This is a genomic window from Achromobacter sp. GbtcB20, from assembly GCF_019091095.1.
GTDB lineage: Bacteria > Pseudomonadota > Gammaproteobacteria > Burkholderiales > Burkholderiaceae_B > Achromobacter > Achromobacter mucicolens.
In genome coordinates this window covers 153,314-167,336 of record NZ_JAGXJZ010000008.1, presented here as the reverse complement: position 1 = coordinate 167,336, position 14,023 = coordinate 153,314, and the positions used below count along the sequence as shown (strand labels likewise).

The following is a 14,023-nucleotide window of genomic DNA, read 5'->3' as shown; positions in this document are numbered from 1 at the left end:
GCTCCGGCGGGGAATGGGGGGAAGGGCAGGATCATGGGGAAAGGCACATAAAAGAGAAGGGCGCGGGCTGCCAATGTAGCAGCTTCGCGCCCTGGGGCCGTCGCGCGGCGCACCGGGCGCCGCGGCATGGCGGGGTCAGTGGAACAGCACGACGGCCTTTTGCAGCGTGATCCAGATGCCCCAGGCCAGCGGAATGCCGACGCAGGCCCACGCAAAGGCGATCAGCGCGGGCGGCGTGCGGAAGTTCGACCTGCCCACGCCGTGGGTTTCGGCGGCCACGGCGCGCTCGTGCGCCAACGCCTTTTCCTTGGCCAGTTCCTCGTCGGTCATGAAGTACTTGGCGTTGACCGGGCGGATGGCAAGGTTGCACAGGAAGCCCACGACCAACATGCCGGCCAGGATGTACATGGTGATGTCATACACCTGGGCGCGCGGCACGCCGATGGACAGCTGGTATTCGCGGATGTAGTTGACGAGAACCGGCCCGAAGATGCCCGCCGCGGACCACGCGGTCAGCAACCGGCCGTGAATGGCGCCGACCATCTGGGTGCCAAACAGGTCGGCCAGGTAGGCGGGTACCGTGGCAAAGCCGCCGCCGTACATTGACAGGATCACGCAGAACGCGGCCACAAAAAGCGCCAGGGCGCCCATGTGCGCGGTCCACGGAATGGCGGCGTACAGCACGAAGCCCAGGACGAAGAAGACGAAGTACGTCATCTTGCGGCCCAGCTTGTCGGACAGGCTGGCCCAGAAGAAGCGGCCGCCGATGTTGAACAGGCTGAGCAGGCCGGTAAAGCCGGCGGCAATCGCGGCGATGGCCGCGAGCTGGTCCTTGTCGAGCTGGCCAAAGCCCAGTTCGGGTTTGTCGATCAGGCCGCCGCCGAACACTTCCTGCAGCAGCGGCGAAGCCATCCCCAGGATGCCGATGCCCGCCGTGACGTTCAGGCACAGCGCCCACCACACCAGCCAGAACTGCGGCACGCCCCAGACGCGCTTCACGTGCACGTGTCGCTGGGTGATCATGACGTTGTTGACCTGCTTGGCGGGCGGCGTCCAGCCGGCGGGCTTCCAGCCGGTGGGCGGCACGCGGTAGCCCAGCGCGCCGGACATCATGAAGATGAAGTACACCAGCGCCATGGTCAGGAAGGTCTGCCAGACGCCCGGCGAGGTCGGGGTGGCAAAGTGGCGCATCAGCATGTCGGCCAGCGGCGCGCCGATCATGGCGCCGCCGCCAAAGCCCATGATGGCCATGCCCGTCGCCATGCCGCGGCGGTCCGGGAACCACTTGATCAGCGTGCTCACCGGCGAGATATACCCCAGGCCCAGCCCGATCCCGCCGATGACGCCAGAGCCCAGCCACAGCATCCACATCTGGTGCAGGTAGATGCCGATGGCCGAGATGACCAGGCCGCCGCACCAGCACAGCGCCGACACGACGCCGGCCTTGCGCGGGCCGGCCCGTTCCAGCCAGCCGCCCCACAAGGCGGCCGAACACCCCAGCAGCACGAAGAACAGGGTGTACATCCACCCCATGGTCGAGATCTTCCAGTCGCAGCTCGTGGTGAACAGTTCGGCCACGAGGCTCATGTCGGGCGGGCAGGCCAGCGGCTTGGCCCCGCCCACCACCTTGGACAGGGGCAGCCAGAACACCGAAAAGCCGTAGGCCATGCCGATGCAAAGGTGGATGGCCAGCGCGGCGGGGGGCACCAGCCAGCGCGAGAAGCCCGGTCCCGCGATGGTGCGTTCTTTGTCGAAAAATCCCGGCCGGGAGCCCGGCAGGTCCAGGGTGGCGCTACTTTCCATGATGTCTCCTCAGGGGTGCGGCTTTATAGCGTGCGTGGGCCGGAAGTGCCCGGTCCCGCCGCCTCTTTTATGGATCTGTTGCTGTCCTGCCACTGCGGGGGGACCGCCGCGCGGGCGGTCCGGGTGCGCTATGCGACGCGCGCGCGCGGCGTCAGCCGCTCGCGATGCTGGGTGACCGCCTGCAGCACCAGCGGGTGCAGCTGTTCCTCGCCGGCGTCGCCGTCCGGGCTGCGCGCCAGGAAATCCAGCAGCTCGGTGCGCATGCGCGGTTCCCAGAACTTCTGGATGTGGTTGGTGACGCCTTCCAGCGCCTCGGGCCGGTCCGGCATGGCGTCGAAGAACTGGCCGATGCGGTTGGCCATGCGGATCAGGTTGACGATTTCCATTGCTGTCTTGCGTCCGGTTCAGGTAAGGATGCGTTCGGGGTGGGTGTAGATGGCGGCGTCGCCATCGCGCGTGAAGCCCAGCAGGGTGACGTTGGCGTCGGTGGCCAGACGGATGGCCAGCGCGGTGGGCGCGGATACCGAAGCCAGCACCGCGACGCCGGCCGCGGCCGTCTTCTGCACCATCTCGAAGCTGGCGCGGCTGGACACCACGACGATGCCGTCGGCGCCGTTGACCGCCTGGCGCGCCAGCGCGCCGGCCAGCTTGTCCAGCGCGTTGTGGCGGCCCACGTCTTCGCGGACCAGCGCCACGGCGCCGTCGGCGCCCGACCAGCCCGCGGCGTGCGTGGCGCCCGTGATGTCGTGCAGCGTCTGGCGGGCGCGCATGTCGCGCATGGCGGCCAGCACCGACTTGATGCGCACCGGCGCCCCATTGGCGACCGGCGCCACGGGCCGCAGCACCTCGGGCAGGGTTTCCACGCCGCACAGGCCGCAGCCGGTGCGACCAGCCATGGCGCGGCGCCGCGTCTTCAGGCGCATTTCACAGGCGGACGAGATCTCCAGCTGCACGACGATGCCGCCGCATTGCGGCAGCAGATCGATGCCGCGCACGTCGCTCACGCTGCCGATGATGCCTTCGGACAGCGAGAACCCGACGGCAAAGTCCTCCAGGTCTGCGGGCGTGGCCAGCATGGTGGCGTGACTGATGCCGTTGAATTCCAGCGCCACCGGCGTTTCCTCGGCCACGTAATCGGTCTCGGCGTCGGTGGCGATGACCCCCGAGCGCACGCGGATGACCTGGGTCGGCGTGCAGTCGGGGCGGGCGGTGGTCGGCGTAGGCATGGGATCCCTGGCTGGCTGTCGGTTACTTCCCGGTCAGCGCCGCCTCGCTCTCGCGCGAGCGTTCGCGCAGGAGCTTTTGCTGGATGTCCGCAAATCGCGACCATTGCCGCTGCCATTCCGACGGTTGCGACACGCGCGTCACCTGCACGGCCGTGACCTTGTATTCGGGGCAGTTGGTCGCCCAGTCGGAGCTGTCGGTGGTGACGACGTTGGCGCCGGACTCGGGAAAGTGGAACGTGGTGTATACCACGCCCGGCTGCACGCGGTCGGTCAGCGTCGCGCGCAGCACGGTTTCCCCGGCGCGGCTCTGGATGCCCACCCAGTCGCCTTCGGCCACGCCGCGGTCCTCGGCGTCCTGCGGATGAATTTCCAGCACGTCCTCGCCGTGCCACATCACGTTGGGCGTGCGGCGGGTCTGCGCGCCCACGTTGTATTGCGACAGGATGCGGCCCGTGGTCAAGAGCAGCGGGAAGCGGCGCGTGCTGCGCTCGTCGGTGGGCACGTACTTGGTGATCATGAAGCGGCCCTTGCCACGCACGAACTGGTCGATGTGCATGATCGGCGTGCCTTCCGGCGCGTCGTCGTTGCACGGCCATTGCAGGCTGCCCAGCTTGTCGAGCTTGTCGTACGTGACGCCGGCAAACGTGGGCGTCAGCCGCGCGATCTCTTCCATGATTTCGCGCGGGTGCTTGTAGTTCATCGGGTAGCCCAGCGCGTTGGACAGCGCCACCGTCACTTCCCAGTCCGACTTGCCGTTCTTGGGTTCCATCACCTTGCGCACGCGCGAGATGCGGCGCTCGGCGTTGGTGAAGGTGCCGTCCTTTTCCAGGAACGAGGAACCCGGCAGGAACACGTGCGCGTACTTGGCGGTCTCGTTCAGGAACAGGTCCTGCACGACGATGCACTCCATGGCCGCCAGCGATGCCGCCACGTGCTGCGTGTTGGGATCGGACTGCACGATGTCTTCGCCCTGGCAGTACAGGCCCTTGAAGGACCCGCCCAGCGCGGCCTCGAACATGTTGGGGATGCGCAGGCCGGGCTCGGGCTGCAGCGTGACGCCCCAGTCCTTTTCAAACTGGGCGCGCACGGTGTTGTCCGAGATGTGGCGGTAGCCGGGCAGTTCGTGCGGGAACGAGCCCATGTCGCACGACCCCTGCACGTTGTTCTGGCCGCGCAGCGGATTCACCCCCACGCCTTCGCGGCCGATGTTGCCGGTGGCCATCGCCAGGTTGGCAATGGCCATGACGGTGGTCGAGCCCTGGCTGTGCTCGGTGACGCCCAGGCCGTAGTAGATGGAGCCATTGCCGCCGGTGGCAAACAGGCGCGCTGCGCCGCGCACCGCCTGCGCGGGCACGCCGGTGATTTCTTCCATGGCTTCCGGCGAGTTCTCGGGCAGCGACACGAAGTCGCGCCATTCCTTGAAGGCCTTTTCTTCGCAGCGCTCGGCCACGAAATCCTCGGCGATCAGGCCCTCGGTGGCGATGACATGCGCCAGCGAGGACAGCAGCGCCGTGTTGGTGCCCGGCCGCACCTGCAGGTGGAAGTCGGCCTTGATGTGCGGCGAGCTGACCAGTTCGATGCGGCGCGGGTCGATGACGATCAGCCGCGCGCCTTCGCGCAGCCGGCGCTTCAGGCGCGAAGCAAAGACGGGATGGCCGCTGCTGGGGTTGGCCCCCATCACGATGACCACGTCGGTGTGCATGACGGAGTCAAACGTCTGCGTGCCGGCCGATTCGCCCAGCGTCTGCTTCAGCCCGTAGCCGGTGGGCGAATGGCACACGCGCGCGCAGGTATCGACGTTGTTGGTGCCGAAGGCGGCGCGCACCAGCTTCTGCACCAGCCAGGTTTCTTCGTTGGTGCAGCGCGAGGACGTGATGCCGCCGACCGCATCGCGCCCGTACTGGCTCTGGATGCGGCGGAATTCGGAAGCCGCGTAGTTGATCGCCTCGTCCCAGGACACTTCCTTCCAGGAATCGGTGATGTGCTTGCGGATCATGGGCTTGAGCACGCGTTCCTTGTGCGTGGCGTAGCCCCAGGCAAAACGTCCCTTCACGCAGGAATGGCCGCGGTTGGCCTGGCCGTCCTTCCACGGCACCATGCGCACGACTTCCTGGCCCTTCATTTCGGCCTTGAAGCCGCAACCCACGCCGCAGTAGGCGCAGGTCGTCACGACCGAGTGCTCGGCCTGGCCCATCATGATGACGGTCTTTTCCTGCAGGGTGGACGTGGGGCAGGCCTGCACGCAGGCGCCGCAGGACACGCATTCGCTATCCAGGAAGGGCTGGTCCTGGCCGGCCGATACGTGCGAGTCGAAACCCTTGCCGGAGATCGTCAGGGCAAACGTGCCTTGCGTTTCCTCGCAGGCGCGCACGCAGCGGTTGCAGACGATGCACTTGGATGCGTCGAACGTGAAGTAGGGGTTGGACTCGTCCTTCTCGGCCTTCAGATGGTTGGCGCCGTCCTGGCCGTAGCGCACGTTGCGCAGGCCCACGACGCCGGCCATGTCTTGCAGCTCGCAATCGCCGTTGGCCGGGCAGGTCAGGCAATCGAGCGGATGGTCCGAGATGTACAGCTCCATCACGCCGCGGCGCAGGTCGTGCAGCTTTGGCGTTTCGGTAAAGACGACCATGCCGTTCTCGGCCGGCGTCGTACAGGACGCGGGATAGCCGCGGCGGCCTTCGATCTGCACAAGGCACAGGCGGCACGATCCGAACGGTTCAAGGCTGTCGGTGGCGCAGAGCTTGGGGATGTTGATGCCGGCGTCCGCGGCCGCGCGCATCAGCGACGTGCCTTCGGGAACGGTGACTTCCTGGCCGTCGATGGTCAGGGTGACGGTCTTTTCGGACACGCGCGCCGGCGTGCCCATGTCGCGATCGCGCTTGATGACGGTTTCTAGCATGGCGGTCTCGGGTTCAGGCCGCGTGGGCGGCAGACTGGGAGGACTCGATGCCGAAGTCCTGCGGAAAATGGTTCAGCGCGGACAGCACCGGGTAGGGCGCCATGCCCCCCAGCGCGCACAGCGAACCGCCAAGCATCGTGTCGCACAGGTCGCGCAGCAGATGCACATGCTGTTCGCGCTGTTCGCGGCTCTGGCTGCCGGCCGCGATCTTGTCGATGGTTTCCATGCCGCGCGTGGAGCCGATGCGGCACGGCGTGCACTTGCCACAGGACTCGATGGCGCAGAACTCCATGGCGTAACGCGCCATGCGCGCCATGTCCACGGTGTCGTCGAAGGCGACGAGTCCGCCGTGGCCGATCATGGCCGAGATCTGGACGTAGGCTTCGTAGTCCAGCGGCACGTCCCATTGCGATTCGGGCAGGTAGGCGCCCAGCGGTCCGCCCACCTGCACCGCGCGCAGCGGCCGGCCGGACGCGCTGCCGCCGCCGAATTCGTAGAGCAGGTCGCGCAGGCTGAGCCCAAAGGCCTTCTCCACCAGCCCGCCTTGCTTGAGATTGCCGGCCAGCTGGAAGGGCAGCGTGCCGTGCGAACGGCCCACGCCGTAGTCGCGGTAATACGCCGCGCCCTTGGCCAGGATGATCGGCACGGTGGCCAGCGAGATGACGTTGTTGATGACGGTCGGTTTGCCGAACAGGCCCGAGATGGCGGGCAGCGGCGGCTTGGCGCGCACCACGCCGCGCTTGCCCTCCAGGCTTTCCAGCAGCGAGGTTTCTTCGCCGCAGATGTAGGCGCCCGCGCCCTTGCGCACTTCCAGGTCGAAGCGGCGGCCGCTGCCGTGCACGTCGTCGCCCAGCCAGCCGACGCTGCGGGCACGCGCGATCGCGGCTTCAAGCGTGGCGATGGCGTGGGGGTATTCGGAGCGGACGTAGATGTAGCCGTAGGTCGCGCCGACCGCCAGGCCCGCGATCGTCATGCCTTCGATCAGGACGTACGGGTCGCCTTCCATCAGCAGGCGGTCGGCAAAGGTGCCCGAGTCGCCTTCGTCGGCGTTGCAGACGATGTATTTGGTGTCGCCGGGCGTGCCCGCCACGGTCTTCCATTTGATGCCGGTGGGAAACGCCGCGCCGCCGCGGCCGCGCAGGCCGGATTCCACCATTTCGTCGACGATCTGCGCCGGCGCCATGGCCAGCGCGCGCTTCAAGCCTTGCAACCCGCCATGCGCGGCGTAGTCCTGCAGGGACAGCGGATCGATCACGCCGACGCGGGCGAAGGTCAGGCGCTCCTGGTGCTTGAGGTAGGGGATTTCCTCGGTCAGGCCCAGGCGCAACGCGTGTTCGCCGCCCGTCAGCCAGCCGGCGTCGAACAGCGAGGCCACGTCTTCCGGCTGCACGGGCCCATAGGCGATGCGGCCTTGCGGCGTGGCGATCTCAACCAGGGGTTCCAGCCACAGCAGGCCGCGCGAACCATTGCGCACCACCTGCACGGACAGGCCGCGCTGATCGGCCATGCGCTCGATGTCGCGGGCAACGGTATCGGCGTCCATGGCCAGCGCCGCGGCGTCGCGCGGCACGTAGATGACGACGGGGGCGCTCATGGCGTGTCCTCCAGCGTGCGGGCCAGCAGGCGGTCCAGCTTGGCTTCGGTAACGCGGGCGTGGGGCTGGCCGTCGATCATGACAGCGGGCGACTGCGCGCACAGGCCCAGGCAATACACGGGCTCCAGCGTGAAGTTGCCGTCCGGGGTGCTGGCGTGGAAATCACAGCCCAGCGCGGCGCGCGCATGGGCGGCCAGGCGTTCGCCGCCCATGGATTGGCAGGCCTCGGCCCGGCAGACCTCCAGCGTGTGGCGCGCGGCCGGCTCGGTGCGGAAATGGGGGTAGAACGTGATGACGCCGTGGACTTCGGCGCGGGAGAGGTTCAGGGCCTCGGCGATGGTCTGCACCGCCTCGGCCGGAATACAGCCCAGTTCGTGCTGCACCGCATGCAGCACCGGCAGCAGCGGGCCGGGCTGGTCTTTCAGCCGGGCAAGGATGCGGGCCGTGGCCGCGATGGCCGGGGTGGCGGATGCCTGAGCGGCGTCCAGGGCCAGCTTGCCGCCCCGGGCGCCACCGCTGGATGCCAGATCGGATTTTGCCTCGCGCAGGTGCACGTCGGTCTCCTCCTGTGTTGCGTGACCCCATCAACGGGGGCTTATGTGGCGGGTGGATCACGGTCAATTAATATGTTTAAAAAAACATATAAACCGCGCGTCCGCCGCGTTATTTGTGTACTCTAACGAGGTACTTGAACGCCTTCAATAAGAAATAAATGACATATAAGTTCCGAATCGGCCTGCGGCCGCAATGGACATTGGGCGGAGACGACGAGGCGACGCCCGTGCCGTTGCAGGACATGCTTGCGCTCCTGGCGGCCATCGACGCCACCGGCAACATCGCGGGCGCCTGCCGCGCCTGCGGCCTGTCCTACCGGCACGCGTGGGGCGTGTTGCGGCGCTTCGAGTCCATCTTCGGCACGCAACTGCTCATCACCAACCGCCGCCAGGGCACGCAGTTGTCGCCCTTTGCGCAGCGGCTGCTATGGGCCAACCGCCGCATCGAGGCGCGGCTGATGCCCACGCTGGACAGCATGGCCTCCGAATTGCAGGAAGAGCTTGAACGCCTGCTGCCGGAAAGCGGCCCGCACCTGCGCCTGCACGCCAGCCACGGTTTTGCCGTGGAATCCCTGATGCAGCACATGGGCAACCGCACGCCCGGCCTGGAACTGCGCTATCGCACGGCAATCGAGGCCCTGGCGTCGCTGGAACGGCACGAATGCGACCTCGCGGGCTTTCAGGTGCCGCTGGGCGATTTCGAATCTCCCATCATGGAACGCTATGCGCAGTGGCTCAACGCCGACGAATACATGCTCATCCATCTGGCCGTGCGCAATACGGGATTGTTCGTCACGGCCGGCAATCCCAAGCAGATCCGCGGCATGGCGGACCTGGCCCGCAGCGACGTGCGCTTCGTGAACCGGCAGATCGGCTCCAGCACGCGTTATCTGGTCGGCCTGATGCTGCAGCGCGCCGGCGTGTCCATCGGCGAAGTGCAGGGCTACGAAACCAACGAATTCACCCACATGGCGATCGCGGCGCACATTGCCAGCGGCATGGCGGACACAGGGGTCGGCGTGGAGACGGCGGCCTGCCGCTTCGGGCTGGACTTCATTCCGCTGGTGCGCGAGCGCTATTTCTTTGCCATCCGCAAGGCGTCGCTGGACACGCCGGCCATGCAGGACCTGCTGTCCATCATGCGCGGCCCGGACTATGTCGGTTACGTGGGCCAGCTTGTCGGCTACGACGCCCGCGACACCGGCCGGCTGCAGACCCTGGAAGAGGCCTTTCCGCGGGAACGCGCGCCGCGATCCGCCGGGATATGATGTGCCAATGAGCAAAGTGATAATCCTTGCCGATCACCGGAGTCCGCCACGGCCTTTTGCCCAGCCTGGCGAACGTCCGCCGAACGGGCAGCCCGCGCTGGACCAGCGCGCGCGTCCGCTGCGCGACCTGCGCATTTCCGTCACTGACCGCTGCAACTTCCGCTGCACCTATTGCATGCCGCGCGAGGTCTTTGACAGCAGCTACAGCTTCATGCCGCATTCGGCGCTGCTGTCGTTCGAAGAAATCAGCCGGCTGGCCGGCATCTTCACGCAGTTGGGCGTCGAAAAGATCCGCCTGACCGGCGGCGAGCCGCTGCTGCGCAAGCACATCGAAAACCTGGTCGGCATGCTGGCCGAACTGCGCACGCCGCTGGGCCGGCCGCTGGACCTCACCCTCACCACCAACGGCAGCGTCCTCGCGCGCAAGGCCGCCGCGCTCAAAAGCGCCGGGCTCACGCGCGTGACGGTCAGCCTGGACGCGCTGGACGCCGCCATGTTCCAGGGCATGAGCGACAGCGGCTTCACGCCGGACGATGTGCTGCGCGGCATCGACGCCGCGGCGGACGCGGGCCTGGCGCCCGTCAAGGTCAACATGGTGGTGCGCAAGGGACTGAACGACGGGCAGATCCTGCCCATGGCCGAACGCTTTCGCCACAGCGGCCACGTCCTGCGCTTCATCGAATACATGGACGTGGGCAACAGCAACGGCTGGAATCTCGCCGAAGTGGTGCCATCGCGCGAAGTGCTGGATCGCATCGGCGCCGTGTATCCGCTGGAACCCGTGGAATCGGTCGAAATGGGGCGCGTCGCCGAGCGCTGGCGCTACGTGGACGGCGGCGGCGAGATCGGCGTCATCTCCAGCGTCACGCACGCCTTCTGCGGCGGCTGTACGCGGGCGCGCCTGTCGCCCGAAGGCAAGCTCTACCTGTGCCTTTTCGCCCACGAAGGCCACGACCTGCGCGCGCCGCTACGCGATGGCGCGACGGACGAGGAACTGGCGCGCATCCTGGCGGGCATCTGGTCTGCGCGCGGGGACAACTATTCCGAACTGCGCGGCCAGAACATGGCGGACCCATCGCGCAAGATCGAGATGAGCTACATCGGTGGCTGAATTTCAACGCGACGGGCTGGCCGGCCTGATCCTCGCCGGCGGGCAGGGTTCCCGCATGAATCATCAGGACAAGGGACTGGTCGCGCTGCACGGCGAACCCATGGTCGCGCACATCGTGCGCCGGCTTGCGCCGCAGGTCGGCCGCCTCATCATCAGCGCCAACCGGCACCCGGAACGTTACGCGCAGTATGGCGACGTCGTTGCCGATGGCGAACGCGAACTGGGCGCCTGGCAGGGTCCGCTGGTGGGTATCGCGACGGCGCTGCAGACGCTGCAGGCGTCGGCTGCTACGCCGCCCGAATCCGCCGCGCAGTGGCTGGTGGTGGTGCCCTGCGATACGCCCTTCCTGCCGGAAGATCTGGCCGCGCGCCTGATCGGCGCGGCTGCCGCGGCCGATGCGCCGCTGGCCTATGCCGCGGCCAACGGCCAGCGCCATTCGGCCTGCATGGCGCTGCGCACGTCGTTGCTGCCGAACCTGCGGGAATATCTGCGGTCAGGCGACCGCAAGGTGGGTCTCTGGCAGGCGAGGGCGGGCGCGGTCGAAGCGGTGTTCGACGATTGCCCGCCGCATGCCTTCATGAACGTCAATACGCCAGAAGACCTGGCGCTGGCCGAGCGCTACGCCAGCCAGTGACGCAGGTCGTAATACGCGACCGTGTCCCTGTCCTGCACCAGCACGTCGGCCGGCAGGCGCGCCAAGCCGGTGGACCACGGCAATGAACTGATCACGCCCGATCCCTGATGGCCGTACGGCACGAGTTCGCTGCCGCCTTCGTCGGCCACGCGGCATTGCACCCGCAGGAATTCCTCGCGGCTGTCCTGGCGCGGCTGCGCGGTGCGCAGCGGCAACTGACTGACCGGCGGGAAGATGTCTTCGCGGCCCTGCATGCGGCGCATCAGCGGCGTCACCAGCGTGGCGAACACGGCATAGGCCGACACCGGATTGCCAGGCAGGCTGACGACCGGCTTGCTATCGATCTGCGCCAGGGCCACCGGCTTGCCGGGCTTCATGCGCACCTTCCACAGCGACAATTCGCCGCCCAGCGCGGCCAGCGCCGGTTTGACGAGGTCACGTTCGCCCACCGACACGCCGCCCACGCTCAGCACGAGATCGCAATCGGCCAGCAGGGTCTTGAAGGCGTCCAGCAGATCGGCTTCGGTATCGCGGGCATGCAGCACGTGAACGGGCAGGGCGCCCATGCCGCGCACCATCGCGGCCAGCATTGGCCCGTTGGAGTTGTAGATCTGTTCCGTGGCGCGCGGCTGGCCCGGCAGGACGAGCTCGTCGCCCGTGGTCAGGATGCCGACGCGAAGCTGGCCGTAGACGGGAATCGTTGCCATGCCTTGCGAGGCCAGCAGGGCGACGTGCGCGGCCTGCAGCAGCGTGCCCGCCGGCAGCAGCGCGGCGCCCGCCATCGTGTCTTCGCCGCGGCGGCGAATGTGCTGGCCCAGCCGGGGTTCGCGCGAAATCTGGACGTGGTTGTCGGCTTCGGTGGTGTCTTCCTGCATGACGACCACATCTGCGCCCGCCGGGATCACGCTGCCCGTGAACAGGCGAATGGCGTGGCCGGGTTTTAAGGGTTCGGGCACGTCGCCCGCGTAGCAGCGCTGCTGGATCGGCAGGCGCGCTTGCGGGTTCCAGTCGGCCAGGCGCAGGGCATAGCCGTCCATGGCGCTGTTGTCGGCCGGTGGAATGTCCACGGTGGCGTCAAGGTGCGTGGCCAGAACGCGGCCGCTGGCCTGCGTCAGGTCGACGTGTTCGGTGCGTTGAAGGGGGGCGGCGGCGTTGGCCAGCAGGGTCTGGGCTTGATCGAAATCCAGCATGGGTCAGGCTTCTAGTTCGCGTTTCGAAAACTGCGAGGCGAAATTGCAGGGGCCGTGGCCGCTGTCGAGCTGCTCTCGCAGAATCTTGGTCCAGGCGGTCTCGCACGCGTTGTTCGAGCCCGGCAGGCAGAAGATCAGGGTCTGGTTGGCCGACCCCGCGAACGCGCGCGACTGGATCGTGGAGCTGCCGATCTCGGTGTAGGAAATCTGGCGGAAGAGTTCGCCGAAGCCCGGAATTTCGCGATCCAGCAGCGGCAGGATGGCCTGCGGCGTGTGGTCGCGATGCGAGAAGCCCGTGCCGCCGGTGGTCAGGATGACCTGCACCTCGGGGTCGGCGATCCAGTCGCTGATGACGCGGCGGATCTGGTAGATGTCGTCGCGCACGATGTCGCGGCGCACGCACTGATGGCCGGCATGCGCCAGGCTGTGCGCCAGCAGATTGCCGGACGTGTCGTCACCTGCGCTGCGGGTGTCGCTGATGGTCAGTACGCCGCAGCCCAGCGGGACCGGGGTGGCTTCGCTCATGGATTCTCCTTGTTGTCGGCAGTGTCTTCATTCCAGGCGTCCGTGCGGTCCTGGTCGGATTGGCGCTGTTCCACCCAGAAGCTGTCGCCGCCGGCGAGGGTCTCGCGCTTCCAGAAGGGCGCGCGCGTCTTGAGCGCGTCGATGATGTATTCGCAGCCGCGGAAGGCGTCGCCACGATGGGCGCTGGCCGCCGCCACGAAGACGATCTGCGCGTTGCGGTGCAGCGCGCCCACGCGGTGCACGATGACCGTGCCTGCCAGGTTCCAGCGCGCGCGGGCCGTGGCGGCGATTTCTTCGAGCTCACGCTCGCACATGCCCGGATAGTGTTCGAGAAAAAGCGTGTCGGTGGGGGTATCGGGCGCGTAGTCGCGCACGTAGCCCACGAACGTCACGATGCCGCCCACGCCGGGGCCGGCGGATTCCCGCAGCGCGGCGGTCAGCGCCGCGCCGTCGAAGTCGGCTTCCTGGACGCGGATCATGGCGTCAGCCTCCGGTGACCGGTTCGAACACCGCGACCTCGTCGCCCGCGCGGATCGGGGCGGTGGGCTTGGCGTGCGTCTGGTTGATGGCCAGCTTCAGGCGCGTGGCCGGTTCCAATTGGGGATAGCGTTCGCCCAACGCGGCCAGCAACTGCGCGCCGGTGGATTCGCCCGCGAGGGGCCAGGTTTCGGTGCGCTTGCCGACCAGTTCGGCAACGCGCGCGAAGTACAGAAGATTAATCGTTGCGCCATTCACCGCTTTTACCTCCCGCCTTGTACTTGAGGCGAACTTGTTCGATCACGATACCTTTGTCGGCAGCTTTGCACATGTCGTAGATGGTCAGTGCGGCCACGCTGCACGCCATCATGGCTTCCATTTCGACGCCCGTCTTGTAGCTGGTGCGGCAGGTGGCCAGGATGTCGATGCGATGCTCGGCGTCGTTCAAGGCGAATTCCACGCCGACGAACGCGAGCGGCAGGCTGTGGCACAGGGGGATCATGTCGGCGCAGCGCTTGGCGGCCAGGATCGCGGCCACGCGCGCCGTGTTGAGCACCTCTCCCTTGCCCTGGCCGGGTTGGGTCAAGAGGCCATAGGCGACGGCGTTCATGCGGATGCTGCCGGCGGCAACCGCCACGCGCTCGGTGTCCGTCTTGGCGATGACGTCGACCATGCGGACCTGGCCGGCTTCGTCCAGGTGACTCAAGGTGGGGGTGGTCTCGGACATGGAAATCGGGATCAA

The 14,023-nt window shown here is 67.4% G+C and carries 14 protein-coding genes; 3 read left to right on the top strand and 11 right to left on the bottom strand.

Annotated features, from left to right (window positions below):
- Positions 1-135: 135 nt before the first annotated feature.
- The 6 genes from KVT32_RS13250 to KVT32_RS13225 form a co-directional block, all read right to left on the bottom strand.
- Positions 136-1,803 (bottom strand): OFA family MFS transporter, encoded by a 1,668-nt coding sequence (locus KVT32_RS13250; protein ID WP_056326541.1) that lies wholly within the window; start codon positions 1,801-1,803, stop codon positions 136-138.
- Between the two features lie 128 nt (positions 1,804-1,931).
- Positions 1,932-2,189 (bottom strand): formate dehydrogenase subunit delta, encoded by a 258-nt coding sequence (locus KVT32_RS13245; protein WP_056326544.1) that lies wholly within the window; start codon positions 2,187-2,189, stop codon positions 1,932-1,934.
- An 18-nt stretch (positions 2,190-2,207) separates the two neighbouring features.
- A complete protein-coding gene (gene fdhD, locus KVT32_RS13240) occupies positions 2,208-3,029 on the bottom strand; it encodes a formate dehydrogenase accessory sulfurtransferase FdhD (protein WP_152382324.1) in 822 nt (273 codons plus the stop codon).
- Positions 3,030-3,051: 22 nt separating this feature from the next.
- Positions 3,052-5,928, bottom strand: coding sequence for a formate dehydrogenase subunit alpha (fdhF, locus tag KVT32_RS13235; protein ID WP_152382323.1), 2,877 nt, complete (start codon positions 5,926-5,928; stop codon positions 3,052-3,054).
- A gap of 13 nt (positions 5,929-5,941) precedes the next feature.
- A complete protein-coding gene (locus KVT32_RS13230) occupies positions 5,942-7,522 on the bottom strand; it encodes an NADH-quinone oxidoreductase subunit NuoF (RefSeq protein ID WP_152382322.1) in 1,581 nt (526 codons plus the stop codon).
- Positions 7,519-8,076, bottom strand: a complete 558-nt coding sequence (locus KVT32_RS13225; protein ID WP_152382321.1) for a formate dehydrogenase subunit gamma — start codon at positions 8,074-8,076, stop codon at positions 7,519-7,521. Before KVT32_RS13225 ends, KVT32_RS13230 begins: the two co-directional genes overlap by 4 nt.
- A gap of 158 nt (positions 8,077-8,234) precedes the next feature.
- On the opposite strand from KVT32_RS13225, the gene KVT32_RS13220 reads away from it, so the two are divergent.
- Genes KVT32_RS13220 through mobA form a run of 3 tightly spaced genes read left to right on the top strand, consistent with a single transcriptional unit; the run spans position 8,235 to position 11,089 of the window.
- On the top strand, positions 8,235-9,344 hold the full coding sequence (locus tag KVT32_RS13220; protein ID WP_062838739.1) for a substrate-binding domain-containing protein: 1,110 nt from the start codon (positions 8,235-8,237) through the stop codon (positions 9,342-9,344).
- A gap of 7 nt (positions 9,345-9,351) precedes the next feature.
- Positions 9,352-10,455 carry a GTP 3',8-cyclase MoaA gene (gene moaA / locus KVT32_RS13215; RefSeq protein ID WP_217618344.1) on the top strand — a complete coding sequence of 368 codons (1,104 nt, stop codon included), beginning with the start codon at positions 9,352-9,354 and terminating at the stop codon, positions 10,453-10,455.
- Entirely contained in the window at positions 10,448-11,089 is a 642-nt protein-coding gene (gene mobA / locus KVT32_RS13210) for a molybdenum cofactor guanylyltransferase MobA (RefSeq protein ID WP_279990832.1), read from the top strand. The genes moaA and mobA overlap by 8 nt, the downstream gene beginning before the upstream one ends.
- On the opposite strand, the gene glp is transcribed toward mobA, so the two are convergent.
- From glp to moaC, 5 genes are read right to left on the bottom strand one after another with little or no spacing between them, the layout of a single operon-like run.
- Entirely contained in the window at positions 11,074-12,279 is a 1,206-nt protein-coding gene (gene glp, locus KVT32_RS13205) for a gephyrin-like molybdotransferase Glp (protein ID WP_217618343.1), read from the bottom strand. The two genes, mobA and glp, sit on opposite strands and share 16 nt — an antisense overlap.
- A 3-nt stretch (positions 12,280-12,282) precedes the next feature.
- Entirely contained in the window at positions 12,283-12,804 is a 522-nt protein-coding gene (moaB, locus tag KVT32_RS13200) for a molybdenum cofactor biosynthesis protein B (RefSeq protein ID WP_152382318.1), read from the bottom strand.
- The gene (locus KVT32_RS13195; protein ID WP_152382317.1) at positions 12,801-13,283 is read right to left on the bottom strand and encodes a molybdenum cofactor biosynthesis protein MoaE; all 483 of its coding nucleotides are present in this window, start codon (positions 13,281-13,283) and stop codon (positions 12,801-12,803) included. Before KVT32_RS13195 ends, moaB begins: the two co-directional genes overlap by 4 nt.
- A gap of 4 nt (positions 13,284-13,287) precedes the next feature.
- Positions 13,288-13,539 carry a MoaD/ThiS family protein gene (locus KVT32_RS13190; RefSeq protein WP_056326580.1) on the bottom strand — a complete coding sequence of 84 codons (252 nt, stop codon included), beginning with the start codon at positions 13,537-13,539 and terminating at the stop codon, positions 13,288-13,290.
- Complete coding sequence (gene moaC / locus KVT32_RS13185) at positions 13,520-14,008, bottom strand: cyclic pyranopterin monophosphate synthase MoaC (RefSeq protein WP_056326583.1); 489 nt, start codon at positions 14,006-14,008, stop codon at positions 13,520-13,522. The genes KVT32_RS13190 and moaC overlap by 20 nt, the downstream gene beginning before the upstream one ends.
- Positions 14,009-14,023 lie beyond the last annotated feature (15 nt).